This is a genomic window from Arenibacter arenosicollis (assembly GCF_014397245.1).
GTDB lineage: Bacteria > Bacteroidota > Bacteroidia > Flavobacteriales > Flavobacteriaceae > Arenibacter > Arenibacter arenosicollis.
In genome coordinates this window covers 12471-27462 of the sequence record NZ_JACLHY010000009.1, presented here as the reverse complement: position 1 = coordinate 27462, position 14992 = coordinate 12471, and the positions used below count along the sequence as shown (strand labels likewise).

The window sequence follows — 14992 nt, the reverse complement described above, 5'->3', positions numbered from 1 at the left end:
AAGATGAAAAAGTTAATATATCTAATTACAATGGTTATTGCCTTTAGTGCATGTACCAACGATTTTGAAGAAACGAACACTGACCCGTATCAAATTTCCGGCGAATCATTAAAGCAGGATTTCAACCACGTTGGTGCGTTCTATTCTTCCATGTTGAGCCAAATATTTGGTAACCAGGTTGATCATAATTTAACCAATGTTACCTTCGCTCAGCATTTGGCCACTCCTACTCCATTTGTTGGTGGTGTTAACAACACGACCTACTATATACGTTGGAATGGATATTGGGCAAGGGAATACAACAATGTTATGGCTCCTGCGAAACAAGTAATCGATATAGCCGAAGCAGATGGCTATAGCGTCTTTGTGGAATGGGCCAATTTAATTAGAATTGTTTCTATGTCAAGGGTTACTACCTACTATGGCCCAATTTTGTATACCAACTACGGATCAACTGGAAGTGCCTTATATGATAGCGAGGAAACTTTGTATACTGCTTTCTTCAGTGATTTGGACAGGATAATAGCTGAATTTAAAGCTAATTCGGATTATGTTGGACTAAATAATTTTGATGCCAGTTATGGTGGTAATGTAAGTAAATGGGCTAGATATGCAAACTCCTTAAGATTACAATTGGCCATGCGTATCTCCAAAGTTGCTCCAGCTATGGCCAAGGCCGAAGGTGAAAAAGCTATGGCCGATTCTGCTGGTTTAATTTTGACCAATGCCGACAACTTTAATATTTCACTTTACGGTTCTAAATTTCACCCAGCCCAAATATGTTTCGAATGGGGAGATACTCGAATGAGTGCTACAATGGAATCTATTTTGATAGGATATCAAGATAGCCGAATTGAAAAATTCTTTGATCCTGTTTCCGATATGTCTTTAGTTACAGATCACCCAGATTGGCCTTATAAAGGTATTCGTAATGGTGCTGAGTTGGTTGCGAAGGATGACCGTTTAAGCTTCTCTACCATTGATATTGATTTTAATGATCCGGCAAAAGTTACCAAACGTAAGGTAATGAGTGCTGATGAGGTTCATTTTATATTGGCTGAGGCTGCACTACGTAATTGGACTGGTGCTGGTGGACCTGGAGCTGCACAAGCACATTATGAGGCAGGAGTTAGAGCTTCCTTTGAATTATGGGGAGCAGGTGGTGTAGATGCCTATTTGGCGGACAACACTAGTCTACCTATAGACTACAATGACCCTGTGGCAACTGGTGCGGTTAACGATTTCGTTAATCAGATCACCACTACTGTTGCTTGGGATGAAGGGGCAAGTAACGAGGTGAAATTGGAGAAAATTATTACCCAAAAATGGATTGCGGCCTATACCAATGAAATGGAAGCATGGGTGGATTATAGAAGAACTGGGTATCCAAAACTACCTCCAGTATACCAAAATAGCAGTAATGCGGATTGGGGAGTAATTCCTGATGGAGAGGCTATAAAAAGAATGCCATTTGTTAATTCCGAACGTGAAGGTAACGCTGCAGGTGTTGCAGATGCAACAGCCAAACTTGGTGGACCAGATGAAATAGGAACAAGACTATGGTGGGATACAGGCGGACCAAACTTTTGATATTCAAACATCTAATTTATTAGTGAACAAACTAAAAACCTGTGATTTTAAAATCACAGGTTTTTTTATTACATAATGATTTTTACCAAGCATAAAAATTTTGGATAAAGACCTAAATTTTCATTTTAAACCTATCCATTTATATTGACGAGTCCCCTTAATTGTTTAACTTACCTTCTTTAATTTGGCCTTGTTGCCTTAGGTTTATATCTCTTAAAACTAACACATGAAATCTAGCCATTGTTGCTAAATTCCAAATTCATATGAGTAATACAATCACCAAAATATGCCTGCTTCTCACAACAACAGTATTCTTTTCTTGTCAGCAGGTAGATGAAAGCAAAATGTTCTCCCTGATGCCCAGCAATAAAACGGGAATCACTTTTAAACCTATTTTAAAGGAAACCGAAGAATTTAATATATTAACCTATGGTTATATCTATAATGGCGGAGGCGTTTCTGTAGGCGACCTTAATAATGATGGTCTTCCCGACCTCTACTTTACCGCAAGCATGGTGGGCAGTAGGCTATACATAAATAAAGGAAATTTTGAATTTGAAGAGATTGCGGAAAAGGCTGGGGTTTTCGCCGAAGGTTTATGGAACACAGGAACTACCATGGCTGATGTTAATGGAGATGGATATTTGGATATTTATGTGTGTAGATCAGCAGCCAAAGACGATTTTAAAAGAAAGAATTTACTTTTTATAAATAACGGTGATTTAACCTTTACCGAGAAGGCAGCAGAATACGGCATTAACGATGCTGGTTATTCCACGCAAGGTGCTTTTTTTGATTATGACAAGGACGGAGATCTTGATTTATATGTGGTTAATCATTCCTCACAGGAATATTCCAGTTTTAGACAAATATCAAATAACCTTAAGCGCCAAAGAAACCCGGCCTATGAAGACCGACTTTATAGGAACGATAATGGAAAGTTTGTTAACGTAAGCGATGATGCCGGGCTTGTTTCCAATGTTTTAGGATTTGGTCTCGGTATTGCGGTATCGGATGTAAATAATGACAACTGGCCAGATATTTATATTTCAAATGATTTTAAGGAACAGGATTATTTATACATCAATAACCATGACGGCACTTTTACCGAAAGTCTGGAAAAATATATTGGGCACACCTCCCATTTCTCTATGGGATCCGATGTAGCCGATATCAATAATGATGGGTATCCGGAAATTATGACTTTGGACATGCTTCCAGAGAATAACTACCGATTAAAAATGGTCTCGGGTCCAGACAATTATGACAAAAATAGTTTCTTGGAAAAATCTGGATTTTACTATCAGACCATGAGAAATATGATGCATTTGAACAATCAAGGCCAATCATTTTCAGAAATTGGTCAATTCGCCGGGGTTTCCAACACCGACTGGAGTTGGGCTTCCCTTTTTACAGATTTGGACAATGACGGCTATAAGGATCTATTTATAACCAACGGGGTAAAACGGGATTACACCAATATGGATTTTTTGAATTATGCCGTACAGGACAGAATTAATCAAAATAAAACAGGGGTTGAGACGGCCATTACCGATTTATTGGAAAACATGCCAGCTACCATTGAAGAAAATTATACTTATCACAATAACGGCGACCTTACTTTTTCCAAAGTTAACGAGCAATGGGGCCTTAATCAGAAATCGCTCTCCAATGGTGCTGTTTACGCTGATCTTGATAACGACGGTGATCTAGACCTTGTGGTCAATAATGTAGACGAGTATCCATTCGTTTACAGAAACAATAGTAATTTGCATAACACCAACCACCACCTAAAATTCAATTTTACAGGCGAAGGAAAAAATACATTTGGGATTGGCTCAAAAGTTATATTGAATATTGGAAATGAAATACTTATGCAAGAATTGATGCCAACTAGAGGATTTCAATCTTCCGTAGATTTTAATTTGATTTTTGGACTAGGGGCTGTTGAGACAGTTGATAAGGTGAAAATTATTTGGCCGAATGGTAAGGTTCAGGTTATGACCGATGTAAAAGCCGATCAAACAATTACACTAAATCAGAAGGATGCCGCTTTGGTAGAGAATAATTCCGAAGCAATAGTTGGAAAAACCTATTTTTCCAATATAACCGTGGACAGCATTATCCCCTACCTTCATTTGGAAAATGATTTTAACGATTTTAAGAGGGAACAGTTGCTACCCCATAAACTATCCACCCAAGGACCAAAAATTACCAAAGCCGACATAAATAATGATGGCTTGGAAGATATATTTGTTGGCGGGGCAAAAGGGAGTGAAGGAAAAATGTTTGTACAAACAGGATCAGGGAAGTTTTTGTCTGTAAATGAAAAATTATTTAAAACTGATAAAGATTCAGAAGACATTGGATGCCTCTTTTTTGATGCGGATAACGACAATGATATGGACCTATATGTGGTAAGTGGAGGCAATGACTTCAACGAAGACTCTATAGAATTGCAGGATAGACTATACATTAATGATGGCAGGGGCAACTTTTCCAAAAAAACCGCGGCATTACCGAAAATGCTTACAAGCAGTTCTACTGTAAAGGCTTCCGATATTGACGGGGACGGGGATTTAGATCTTTTTGTGGGAGGTAGATTGGTGCCTGGTAAATATCCAACTTCGCCGAGAAGTTATATTTTGGAGAATAATGGAAAGGGAATGTTCAAGGACATCACCACTACAGTTAATAAGGACCTTGAATATCCTGGAATGGTTACAGATGCCTTATGGACCGATTTTGACAACGATAAAATTAATGACCTTATTATAGTTGGTGAATGGATAGGCATTAGAACCTTCAAAAACGTAGAAGGCAAATTGGTGGAACTTTTAGACAATAACGGTTTAAAAGATTCTGAAGGATGGTGGAACAGTATTGAACAAGGGGATTTTGACAAGGACGGTGATATGGATTATATTATTGGAAACTTCGGTAGAAATTCTCAATTAAAAACCTCAATAGCCGAACCGGTTAGATTATATACCAAAGATTTTGATAGCAATGGTTCCCTAGACCCCATAATGAGTTCTTACAATATGGGGGAAGAATTCCCTGTTTTTTCAAAAGATGATATGGTAGGTCAATTAAGTGGGCTGAAAGGTAAATATTTAAATTATTCCGATTATGCCTCAGCAAAAATTACGGATGTTTTTAGTGCAGAGAAATTAAAGGATGCAATGGTTTTGAGCGCCAAAAACTTTGACACCAGCTATATGGAAAACCTAGGGAATGGTAAATTTAAACTAGTTCCACTGCCCGTTCAAACACAATTTTCACCCATTTATGGGATTCTAACAGATGACATTAATAATGATGGAAATGAAGATATAATTGTGGGAGGCAATTTCTTTGGAACAAGGGTCAAATTTGGAAGGTATGATGCCAACAAGGGTATAGTCTTTTTTGGAGATGGCAAAGGAAGTTTTAAACCGGCCGGCGTAATGGAAAGCGGTTTAAATATAGACGGAGAAATAAGGGATATCACCAAAATAAGCTTGGCAGATAAAACCGAAGTAGTTTTGTTCGTAAGAAATAACGAAGGCATTGCAATGTATAAAATTAAATCAACTAAATAATAGAAAAGTGAAAGCAAGGAGTATCAACCTAATAATTGCACTGGGATTATGTCTCGGTATGTGGGCCCAATCGGGGTCCGTTACCATAAAGGAAGAAATAATGTCCTTGGATACGTATAACTTCAGTAATCCAAATCCAGTGCCCATCCTTACGGATAATACCAAAATTTTTCCCTATTTCAAATTTGAAAGTTATGAACATGTTTCTAAGAAGAAAGACTGGAAAGTAGTAACTCTTGAGAATGAATTTATAAAAGTCTTTGTACTACCCGAAATAGGTGGAAAAGTTTGGGGAGCTATAGAGAAAAGTACTGGCGAAGAATTTCTTTATAAAAATGAAGTGGTCAAGTTCCGGAATATTTCAATGCGGGGACCTTGGACCTCCGGCGGAATTGAATTCAATTTCGGCATCATTGGTCATCATCCATCTACGGCTACCCCAGTGGATTATACTGTACAGACCAATGAGGATGGCAGTGTTAGCTGTGTGGTAGGTAGCTCGGATTTACCCTCTCGTACCGATTGGAGGGTAGAAATTAGACTCGAGAAAGACAAGGCATATTTTGAGACCAATGCTTCATGGTATAATGGTTCCCCAATTAATCAAGCTTATTACAATTGGATGACGGCTGCGGCTGTGGTCACGGACGACTTGGAATTCATATATCCAGGTAATCAATTTTTGGAACACGGTGGGGCTGCCAAACCATGGCCAATAGATGATAAGGGCCGCGATCTATCATTATATAGAAACAATAATTTCGATAAGGATATCTCCGAACATGTAGTAGGCGATTATAAAGACTTTTTTGGAGGGTATTATCACAAAAGCAAATTTGGTTTTGGACATTGGGCACCCTACGAAGAAATGCCCGGACAAAAACTCTGGTTATGGTCAATGGCAAGGTCTGGGGGCATTTGGGAGGATCTACTTACAGATACCGATGGGCAGTACATGGAATTTCAGGCAGGACGTCTTTTCAATCAGTATTCCCCAGGGGAAACCAATCCTATTTCCCAAGCCAATTTTGAGCCATATGTCATGGACCGTTGGCGAGAAATCTGGTTCCCCTTTAAGGAAATTGGAGGAATGGTCGATGGCAATGAGCACGGAGTGCTCAATGTTAAGGAATTGGAAAACAGCATTTACTTAGGAATTAATGCACTGCAATTCCTGAAAGATAAATTACAAGTATCAATCAATGGTAAAGAGATTTTTTCACAAGATCTTAGTTTAAGGCCCATGGAACTTTTTTCCGTGGAAATTCCGGTATCCGAATCAGGGGAAATAACGGTTAATTTAGGAGATAAGAAGCTTTATTACACCTCCAATGGTGAAGGCACCTTAATAAAAAGGCCTTTTGTTGATGATGAAAAGCAGGAGGTTTCTGCTAGTCAAAAATTATATCAGGAAGGTTGGGAGGCCCTAAAGTTCAGGGACTACAATCTTGCAGCTAAAAAATTAAATGAGTTGGTAGAGCTAGAACCCTCCCATCAGGATGGATTGCTGAAATTAGCGGAATTGGATTACCGTAATACCAACTATGACAATGCATTGAAATATGCTAATAGAGTATTAACGCAAGATACCTATGAGGTTGAAGCCAATTACTTGGCAGGAATTATATATCGTTCCAAAAAGGATTTTATAAATGCTTTGGAATCTTTTGGATGGGCAGCAAGAAGCATGAAATATAAATCAGTTTCCTATGCTCAAATGTCCGAGATATATTTCTTGCTTCAGAACTTGGATAAAGCGGAGCAATATGCCAATAAAGCATTGGACTTTAACACCTATAACCTAAATGCTCGGAAAATTAAATTGCTGGTTCAACGGAAAAATAAAAAGATCAGTGAGTTTGAAAAAGAGAATGCTGAGTTATTGAAAATAGATCCATTAAATCATTTTGCCTTGGTTGAATCTCAGTTTGCAATTGGTAACCTTCCTATTGAAAAGCCCGCCCAAATTAATAATGAATTCCCTGACGAATCTTTATTGGAACTGGCCATATATTATAACAGTATAGGATTGGACCTGGAAGCAAGGGAGGTATTAAAACTATCCAAAAACAATGTAAAAAGCGGTCTATGGACAGCATACCTAAATAGGGACCTCGATAATGATTTAAGTAATAAGTATTTGACCAAAAGTATAGAATCACCTATCGATTTTGTTTTTCCATACAGACCTGAAACTATCCCCGTATTGCAGTGGGCAATGTCTAAAAGCGGGAATTGGAAATTAAAATATTACTTGGCCCAGAATTACATTGCCGTCGGTCAAAAAGAATTGGGATTACAGCTTTTGAAAAATTGTGGAACCGAACCAAGTTCGGACATATTTTATCGCTTTAGGGCAAGAATGTTCGAAAATGACGATTATACCAATAACGAAAAAGATTACTTAAGGGCCCTACAAATAAATGACTCCGATTGGAAACTAAGGGAGGAATTGGTTCAATTTTACTTAAATAACGATAAAAATGAACTCGCATTTAAATTGGCCAAAAAATCATTTTCCAAATTTCCAAAAAATGCCAATCTCGGTTTAATTTATGCAAAGGCTTCCTTGTTGACCGGCCATTATGGAAAAACAATAGAAGTCTTAAAAGACATAAATATATTACCCTTTGAGCATGCCTCAGAAAGCAAACACATTTATAATCAGGCCCACATCCTATTGGCACTGGAAAATATTAAAAGCAAGAATTATAAAAAGGCGATATCACTTGTGGAATCTTCAAAAGAATGGCCCGAAAATCTTGGAGTGGGAAAACCTTATAATCCTGATGAAAGAATACAGGATTATTTACTGGCCTATAGTTATGCCTCCCTCAATGGTCCGGACCGCAGTAAAGAGTATTTAACCCATGTTATTTCCCATGCGAATACAAGTAAAAAAAGTACTGTATCACCAAATGACCTATTTGAACTCTTATCCCTTAAAAAATTGGGGAAAGAGGCAGAATTGGAATCGTTGGTTAGTCAAATTTCAAATACAAATGCAGGCAATAGTCAAATTGCCAAGTTGATTTTAGCATTATACCGCAATGATTCAGCTTCACTACTAGAAATCAAGGACCAAAAGGGTTTGAATAATTCCTTATGGAAAATTATGGAAGCAGCGAGCAAATATTGATTGTCTATACAAAGTTTAATAGACAGTCCTATGGTCATTGGAATCCTACATCAGAAAACCATAGAAATTAACCTACGGAATGAAACAAAAAAAGCTCACTTTTCAGTGAGCTTTTTTAATATTGAATTTGAATACTACTTAGCCCCCCACTCTTTTAGGGAGTCTTTGTTCATTTTTACATAATCTGCGTTACCTGCAGCTTCGGCCGCAGCCAAGGATTTTTTAGCAGTTTCAATAGCTTGTTTTTTGTCACCGGCCTTGGCGTAAATAAGCGATTGTTGCCTTAATTGCCAAAAAGCAGGTTTCTCAGTCATGCTCATGGCTTTATCCATCCATTCCTTGGCTTTATTGATATCCTTACCAGAATTCATATAATATACAGCAGCTGCATAATAATCATTGGCATCCGGACCTTTCATTACCTTCTCTATGGCACTTGTAACGGCTTTATCCGTAGGGACATCAAACTTTACCCCTACATATACATCTGACCAATACATGCCTAAAGTGGCGGCGTTATCAGAAAGACCGTCGATAGAAATCGTAAAAGTTTCAACCTGAAATGGTAAATTTTGCACTTGAGCCATTGTTTTAGCAGCAACTTTGCTTTCGTCCCAAGTTGCCGGTGTTCCTCCGCCATCGGCATCGGTATAAAAGATAACCTCCCAGGAAGTAGCTCCCGGTTTGGTGAAAATGGCATAAGAACCAGCTTTAAGCTCTTGATTACCAACTTTTACATTTTCACTAAAGGTAATTTTGGTTCTTGCATTGGCCCCTGTCCTCCATAATTTATCATAAGGAACCAAATCTCCAAATATAGTTCTACCCCGCATAGATGGCCGAGAATATTCAACGGTAACATCGGTTAATCCAACTTTCTGAATAAGTGTCGAGGATGGACTCGGTTGCGGTGTGTTGATCTGTGCCTGTACTCCAAAAGAGACAGCAATCATTAATACTAAAAATGTTATTTTTTTCATGTTAATACGTGTTTATTATTTATATGCTAATTTACATATTAAAAGACTAATCTGGAAGTCCTATGCGAATATTGGCCCAAGTAAATTATATAATTCAAGAAATTAATAATGTAGAGCATCCAACCCAATAGTACTCCTTTTTTTTAGTAAATTTAAAAAGCTTTAATTTCCGGGAAATGTCAGAAAACAAAACCCTGCCTAATAACAAATCCGTTATTTCGTTTTTAAACTCCATTGATAGCGAGGAAAAACGCAAAGATGCATATATATTATTGGACTTATTTAAAGGCATAACCAATGAAACCGCAGTGATGTGGGGCGAGAGTATTATAGGTTTTGGCAGTTATCACTATAAATATGATTCTGGGAGGGAGGGAGATATGCCCATGACCGGATTTTCTCCTAGAAAGGGCAATTTCTCAATTTATATCATGACTGGTTTTTCCAAACAACAGCAACTTTTGGAACAATTGGGTACACATAAAACAGGTAAGTCCTGTCTTTATATAAAACGATTGTCCAATATAGAATTGGACGTCCTATCGGAATTGATAAAGTCATCATATCAGTATTATAAAAACAAAAATTCCCAATAAATCTTCACATGCAAAATTTTACAAAGTATTTAAAAGCCAAGGCGAACATACCCGAACCGGAATTTCAACTGTTAATTAAGAAAGTAAAATTAAAAAATATTGAAAAAGGGGAAACATTACTGCGTCCTGGAGAAATTTGTCGCCATTCCTTTTTTGTTGAAAAGGGGCTCCTGCGTTCGTATACGGTAGACAACTCCGGCAAGGAGCATATTATACAATTTGGTTCGGAAAATTGGATCGTTTCTGATCGAAGTAGCGCTTTTTTTAATGAGCCTTCAGATTTGTTTATCGATGCCATTGAGGATACCAATGTAGTTTTAATAAGTTCCGATTTTATAAATGAAGCCAGTGAAATAAGTTCCTCCTTTAGACACTTTAATCAAATTGCGCTTCAGAACCATATCCGACATCAACAAAAAAGGATTAATCTTTTATTAAGTGCCAGTGCCGAAACCAGGTATATGAATTTTATAACATTATACCCTGATCTAACCCTAAGGGTCCCCCAATGGATGATAGCTTCCTATTTGGGCATTACCCCAGAAAGCCTTAGTAGGGTACGCAAAGAATTGGCGCATAAAAACTTTAGACCAAACTAATATCCTTCTTATCATACATCAATGCACAGGAAACAAGGTTCTTGTAATATTGTAATGTAAATAATGTTTAGATAAAGATGAAAACAAAAAATATAGAAATAGTGGTTGCTCCAAGAGAGCCCCACTATGTTGGTGACGGATTTAGAGTACATAATTTTATCCCAAGCGGATATAGGTTGGATATGCAAAGAATGGATCCCTTCATTCTTCTAGATTACAATTCCCCTTTTTACTTCCCTCCTACAGATAAGCCTAGGGGCGTAAGTGTACATCCGCATCGGGGTTTTGAAACGGTTACAATAGCTTACCAAGGTAAGGTGGCCCATCACGATAGTTCAGGCAACAGTGGAGTAATTGGCGTAGGTGATGTACAATGGATGACCGCCGCTTCGGGGATACTTCATAAAGAGTACCATGAAGAAAATTTCAGCAAGGAAGGCGGCTATTTTCAAATGGCGCAATTGTGGGTGAATCTTCCCGCCAAGGACAAAATGACTGTCCCAAAATATCAGGGAATTACAAATTCGGAGATAAATAAATATCAATTGGCAGATAACAAAGGTGTTATTGAGGTCATTGCAGGGAAGTATAAAGATATTAAAGGAGCAGCGTCCACATTTTCACCGGTAAACATGTTCAATGCCCGGCTTGAAACAGGTGCCAAAGCAGAATTTACTTTTCCAAGTACTTACAATACTGCATTGTTGGTGGTAGATGGGGAAATTAATATAAATGGATCACAGACCGTAGCAGAAAATCATTTTGTACTCTTCGAAAATGAAGGAGAGGATTTTAGCATCGAGGCCACAAAAAAATCAACGGTACTGATTCTAAGTGGAGAACCCCTAAACGAACCCATTGCCGCTCAAGGGCCATTTGTTATGAATACGCGTGAAGAAATAGCACAGGCCATAAAAGATTACAACTTGGGCAAATTTGGCTATTTGGAAGAGTAATGTTTATATTGGAAGTAGGATTATTACATTATTTATAACGCTAAATCAAGATACTTATGGACTACAAATTGATAGATAATACGGAGGCCAAGCAATATGAATATCATATTGATGGTGTTATTGCAAAAATTGAATACATAAAGGCAAAAGATAAAATTTATCTTACCCATACGGAGGTTCCCAAGGAATTGGAAGGTAAAGGGGTGGCCTCTTCCTTGGTTAAACAGGTCTTAGAGGATATAGAAACGAAGGGGCTAACCCTAGTCCCTATGTGTCCGTTTGTCGCTGCTTACATTAAACGGCACCCCGAATGGAAAAAATTAGTCTTAAAAGGAATTAATATTGCATAACTATGGAACAAAAAGATAATTTTAAGGAATATACCAATGGTGAAATTACGGTAGTCTGGAAACCTTCAAAATGCATACACTCCGGAATATGTGTCAAAACCTTGCCGCAAGTTTATGATCCCAAAGGGAAACCATGGATAAAGCCAGAAAACGCCTCTACTGAAGAATTGAAATCCCAGATTTTAAAATGTCCGTCTGGAGCTCTATCGTTTTATATGAACAACGAGAGTTAAAGAAGTTATAGTTAGTAGCTTCTATAAAATGTATGATTAGCTATTTATAGAGTATATTTATGCGCAGTTATGGAAGTTTCTATGAATATCAATGGGTAATTGTACCATATTTAATACAGTAATGTGCAAAAAGAAGCGTAAAAGAATGATTAATATATTTTACAACAGTCTACATTTTACAGGAAATAAAATAGGCATTGCTTTATGCGCCCTTGTTATGGTACTTAGTTGTACTGAGGAAAAAAAATTAAGTCATTTAGACCCCATTAATTGGGAAAGGAAATCCATGGCACTTCCTGCCAACGATAGCCTTATTAAGGGTAGTTCGTATCTTTCAATATATTCTTCCATATATGATGGCACCGAAAAAACCTTACATCATTTAACGGCAACGGCAAGTATGAGGAATGTAAGCAATACGGATACTATCTATATACTTAAAGCTGAATATTATAATACTAAAGGAGATCTTATACGCACCTATTTTAACAAACCTATATTTCTAAAGCCTTTGGAAACCATAGAAATTGTTATCGATCAAGATGATAAATATGGTGGTACGGGAGCGAACTTTGTTTTTGATTGGGCCGTAAAAGCCGATAATCACGAACCTATTTTTGAAGCCGTTATGATTTCCACTACAGGACAACAAGGAATTTCATTCACCACAAGAGGAATAAAATTATAGTGCCGGGTGGCATGAACTAAATTACATGTGGGTTGCTTCTCCCCTCCTAACCGATTAAAAAAAAGACTATCTTTAATCTGGTCAAGATAAAGGAATATTTACCATCTTTCTTGCTATTTCTGTTGAACCTAATTCATTGATGAGTTATGATAAAGGTGCCCTCTTTTGGTAGTAAGCTTAGAAAGAATATTGTGGAGGTACCGGACATAATCAACAATTGTTCTGGCATAAGGGTTTTTGGCCAATTGTTGAAATCCTTTTTGTTTAGTACGGATGTTGCCATTATTAGAAACACCAATGCCAATGCCATCATAGCCGTGTATCCTTTCACCCCTCAGCCCTTAATTTCCCATTCATTAATTTTGGCCGCTGACAAACCTATCTTTTGTGGCGTTGGTGGTGGAATTACCACGGGTAAAAGATCGGTGGAACTGGCATTACATGCCGAATTTCAAGGCGCACTGGGGGTTGTTCTGAACAAGCCCACGCCCAATGAACTAATAGCGCGACTCAAAGCAAAAATTGATATTCCCGTGACCATTACCATTGTCTCCGAAAAAGATGATATTAAAGGGCGGATTGCCGCTGGAGTGGACATTTTTAATGTTTCAGGGGCCAGTAAAACTGCCGATATCGTTAAGCGCATCAGGGATATAGACCCTGATATTGCCATATTGGCTACGGGAGGTCATAATGAGGAGGATATATTGAGAACAATTGAAGCAGGTGCCAACGCCATCTCTTATACCCCACCATCCACAAGCGAATTGTTCAAAGAGATTATGATCAAGTATAGAACGGAATGACCTTTAAATAAGGTGACATAACCAACACTTAAATAAACTGGAATTAAGCTTTTAGTACATGAATATTATACACAGTATCCCAGAAAACATTTTTGAAAGTATAGGAATTGCAGCTGGTCTAAGCGCCTGTCTGGTAATTGCCATACAGGTATATAAGGAATTCCGTTACAAAGGTCCTAGCAGCCTCTCCAACGGCTTTATTTTTGGATGGGTATTTATTTATCTATTTTGGTGCTTTTACGGAATTCGGTTTAATACCGTGGCCCTTTGGCTAACCAATGCCATTGCCGTAGTAATACAATTGGTCCTTTGCTTCATTGTGATTAGAAAAAGGAAAATATATCCTTCCCAAACTTAACTCCCGTCGTTTTTTTTAAATGATATTAAAGCCAAATACATTTTTAGGCATATTTATTCTTTTGGTGCTCTTGGATCTAGTCACGGGATCGATGCACTTTCAGGAGATGAGGCAGTTTACCAAACCGTTATTATTAATTTCCTTAATATTGTTTTTTGGAATAAAGGGAAGCCATTTACCCAAAAAGATTTATAGCTATACACTATTGGCGCTCTGTTTTTCATTATTGGGAGACATTCTATTGCTCTATGATCATCTTGCAACTTTGTATTTTATACTTGGCCTAATGGCTTTTCTATTAGCGCATATCAGTTATGCCTTGGTATTCTTTACACAAGGCAAAAAACTATTTAAAAAAGAATTACGATTGGTTTCTGGATTGCTCTTTGCCTATGGCACTACCCTTTATTTAATTTTACAGGAAAATTTGGGTGCTTTAAAAATTCCGGTGATTATTTATATCCTAGGTATTCTCACTCTGTCCATTACAGCCTATAGCAGAAAAGATCAGGTGAATTTCCCAAGTTTTAAATTAGTCTTCATTGGTTCCCTTTTCTTTATTGCGTCGGACAGTATTTTGGCCATCAATAAGTTTCTATTTGTAATACCTTTGTCCCACCTGTTGGTAATGGGCACCTACGCCGCAGCACAATATTTAATAGTTAAAGGTTTACTGGCCAGTAATGACTGAATTTATAAGGCTTATTTCAGCGAAAGATACCTACCCTTTAAGGCATGCTGTTATGTGGCCAAACATGCCGATCGATTACATAATCCTACCCAACGATGAACAGGGAATCCATTTTGGCCTCTTTGTAAATAACACCCTAATTTCCGTAGTTTCATTATTTATAGAAAATAAGGAGGCTCAGTTCCGCAAACTTGCAACTACCAATTTAGAGCAGGGCAAGGGTTATGGCGGCCGACTCCTCTCCCACCTTATTACTTACGCAGAAGGTAAAAAAGTCAACAAAATATGGTGCAATGCGCGTGTGGACAAAAAAGATTTTTATTTAAAATTTGGTTTTAAAAGCACCAATACCGTTTTTATAAAACACAAAATCGACTACGTGGTGATGGAAAAAATGATAATACGGTAATAATTATATCTAA

General features: G+C 37.6%; 14 protein-coding genes. 13 read left to right on the top strand and 1 reads right to left on the bottom strand.

All coding sequences use genetic code 11. The features are described 5' to 3' along the window. The first annotated feature begins 3 nt into the window (after positions 1-3). From H4O18_RS10595 to H4O18_RS10585, 3 genes are all read left to right on the top strand, one after another. Positions 4-1590, top strand: coding sequence for a SusD/RagB family nutrient-binding outer membrane lipoprotein (locus H4O18_RS10595; protein WP_187584316.1), 1587 nt, complete (start codon positions 4-6; stop codon positions 1588-1590). A gap of 263 nt (positions 1591-1853) precedes the next feature. Then, complete coding sequence (locus H4O18_RS10590; protein ID WP_187584315.1) at positions 1854-5174, top strand: VCBS repeat-containing protein; 3321 nt, start codon at positions 1854-1856, stop codon at positions 5172-5174. Between the two features lie 7 nt (positions 5175-5181). Then, positions 5182-8313 carry a DUF5107 domain-containing protein gene (locus H4O18_RS10585; protein WP_187584313.1) on the top strand — a complete coding sequence of 1044 codons (3132 nt, stop codon included), beginning with the start codon at positions 5182-5184 and terminating at the stop codon, positions 8311-8313. Positions 8314-8447: 134 nt separating this feature from the next. On the opposite strand, the gene H4O18_RS10580 is transcribed toward H4O18_RS10585, so the two are convergent. Then, complete coding sequence (locus tag H4O18_RS10580) at positions 8448-9293, bottom strand: DUF2911 domain-containing protein (protein WP_187584311.1); 846 nt, start codon at positions 9291-9293, stop codon at positions 8448-8450. A gap of 176 nt (positions 9294-9469) precedes the next feature. Between H4O18_RS10580 and H4O18_RS10575 the strand changes: the two genes are divergently transcribed. From H4O18_RS10575 to H4O18_RS10530, 10 genes are all read left to right on the top strand, one after another. Then, positions 9470-9889: a DUF1801 domain-containing protein gene (locus tag H4O18_RS10575; RefSeq protein WP_187584309.1), complete on the top strand. Its 420-nt coding sequence runs from the start codon at positions 9470-9472 to the stop codon at positions 9887-9889. Between the two features lie 8 nt (positions 9890-9897). Beyond that, on the top strand, positions 9898-10488 hold the full coding sequence (locus H4O18_RS10570; RefSeq protein ID WP_187584307.1) for a Crp/Fnr family transcriptional regulator: 591 nt from the start codon (positions 9898-9900) through the stop codon (positions 10486-10488). Positions 10489-10565: 77 nt separating this feature from the next. Further along, on the top strand, positions 10566-11444 hold the full coding sequence (locus H4O18_RS10565) for a pirin family protein (RefSeq protein ID WP_187584305.1): 879 nt from the start codon (positions 10566-10568) through the stop codon (positions 11442-11444). A 56-nt stretch (positions 11445-11500) separates the two neighbouring features. Beyond that, positions 11501-11794, top strand: coding sequence for a GNAT family N-acetyltransferase (locus tag H4O18_RS10560; RefSeq protein ID WP_222942395.1), 294 nt, complete (start codon positions 11501-11503; stop codon positions 11792-11794). Positions 11795-11796: 2 nt separating this feature from the next. Then, complete coding sequence (locus tag H4O18_RS10555) at positions 11797-12027, top strand: (4Fe-4S)-binding protein (RefSeq protein ID WP_187584303.1); 231 nt, start codon at positions 11797-11799, stop codon at positions 12025-12027. 145 nt (positions 12028-12172) lie between these two features. After that, positions 12173-12715 carry a DUF3124 domain-containing protein gene (locus H4O18_RS10550; RefSeq protein ID WP_187584301.1) on the top strand — a complete coding sequence of 181 codons (543 nt, stop codon included), beginning with the start codon at positions 12173-12175 and terminating at the stop codon, positions 12713-12715. Between the two features lie 146 nt (positions 12716-12861). Then, a complete protein-coding gene (locus tag H4O18_RS10545) occupies positions 12862-13521 on the top strand; it encodes a hydrolase (RefSeq protein ID WP_187584299.1) in 660 nt (219 codons plus the stop codon). A 58-nt stretch (positions 13522-13579) separates the two neighbouring features. Beyond that, positions 13580-13879: a hypothetical protein gene (locus H4O18_RS10540; RefSeq protein WP_187584297.1), complete on the top strand. Its 300-nt coding sequence runs from the start codon at positions 13580-13582 to the stop codon at positions 13877-13879. A 19-nt stretch (positions 13880-13898) separates the two neighbouring features. Next, positions 13899-14570 carry a lysoplasmalogenase gene (locus H4O18_RS10535; RefSeq protein WP_222942394.1) on the top strand — a complete coding sequence of 224 codons (672 nt, stop codon included), beginning with the start codon at positions 13899-13901 and terminating at the stop codon, positions 14568-14570. Then, positions 14563-14979: a GNAT family N-acetyltransferase gene (locus H4O18_RS10530; protein WP_246474211.1), complete on the top strand. Its 417-nt coding sequence runs from the start codon at positions 14563-14565 to the stop codon at positions 14977-14979. The genes H4O18_RS10535 and H4O18_RS10530 overlap by 8 nt, the downstream gene beginning before the upstream one ends. The last annotated feature ends 13 nt before the right edge of the window (positions 14980-14992 follow it).

Excerpts from the sequence above, each read along its gene's own strand:
- H4O18_RS10580 (WP_187584311.1), bottom strand. The coding sequence starts at position 9,293 with ATGAAAAAAATAACATTTTTAGTATTAATGATTGCTGTCTCTTTTGGA.
- H4O18_RS10565 (WP_187584305.1), top strand. The coding sequence starts at position 10,566 with ATGAAAACAAAAAATATAGAAATAGTGGTTGCTCCAAGAGAGCCCCAC.
- H4O18_RS10545 (WP_187584299.1), top strand. The coding sequence starts at position 12,862 with ATGATAAAGGTGCCCTCTTTTGGTAGTAAGCTTAGAAAGAATATTGTG.
- H4O18_RS10575 (WP_187584309.1), top strand. The coding sequence starts at position 9,470 with ATGTCAGAAAACAAAACCCTGCCTAATAACAAATCCGTTATTTCGTTT.
- H4O18_RS10550 (WP_187584301.1), top strand. The coding sequence starts at position 12,173 with ATGATTAATATATTTTACAACAGTCTACATTTTACAGGAAATAAAATA.
- H4O18_RS10540 (WP_187584297.1), top strand. The coding sequence starts at position 13,580 with ATGAATATTATACACAGTATCCCAGAAAACATTTTTGAAAGTATAGGA.
- H4O18_RS10555 (WP_187584303.1), top strand. The coding sequence starts at position 11,797 with ATGGAACAAAAAGATAATTTTAAGGAATATACCAATGGTGAAATTACG.
- H4O18_RS10570 (WP_187584307.1), top strand. The coding sequence starts at position 9,898 with ATGCAAAATTTTACAAAGTATTTAAAAGCCAAGGCGAACATACCCGAA.
- H4O18_RS10560 (WP_222942395.1), top strand. The coding sequence starts at position 11,501 with ATGGACTACAAATTGATAGATAATACGGAGGCCAAGCAATATGAATAT.
- H4O18_RS10595 (WP_187584316.1), top strand. The coding sequence starts at position 4 with ATGAAAAAGTTAATATATCTAATTACAATGGTTATTGCCTTTAGTGCA.
- H4O18_RS10535 (WP_222942394.1), top strand. The coding sequence starts at position 13,899 with ATGATATTAAAGCCAAATACATTTTTAGGCATATTTATTCTTTTGGTG.
- H4O18_RS10530 (WP_246474211.1), top strand. The coding sequence starts at position 14,563 with ATGACTGAATTTATAAGGCTTATTTCAGCGAAAGATACCTACCCTTTA.
- H4O18_RS10590 (WP_187584315.1), top strand. The coding sequence starts at position 1,854 with ATGAGTAATACAATCACCAAAATATGCCTGCTTCTCACAACAACAGTA.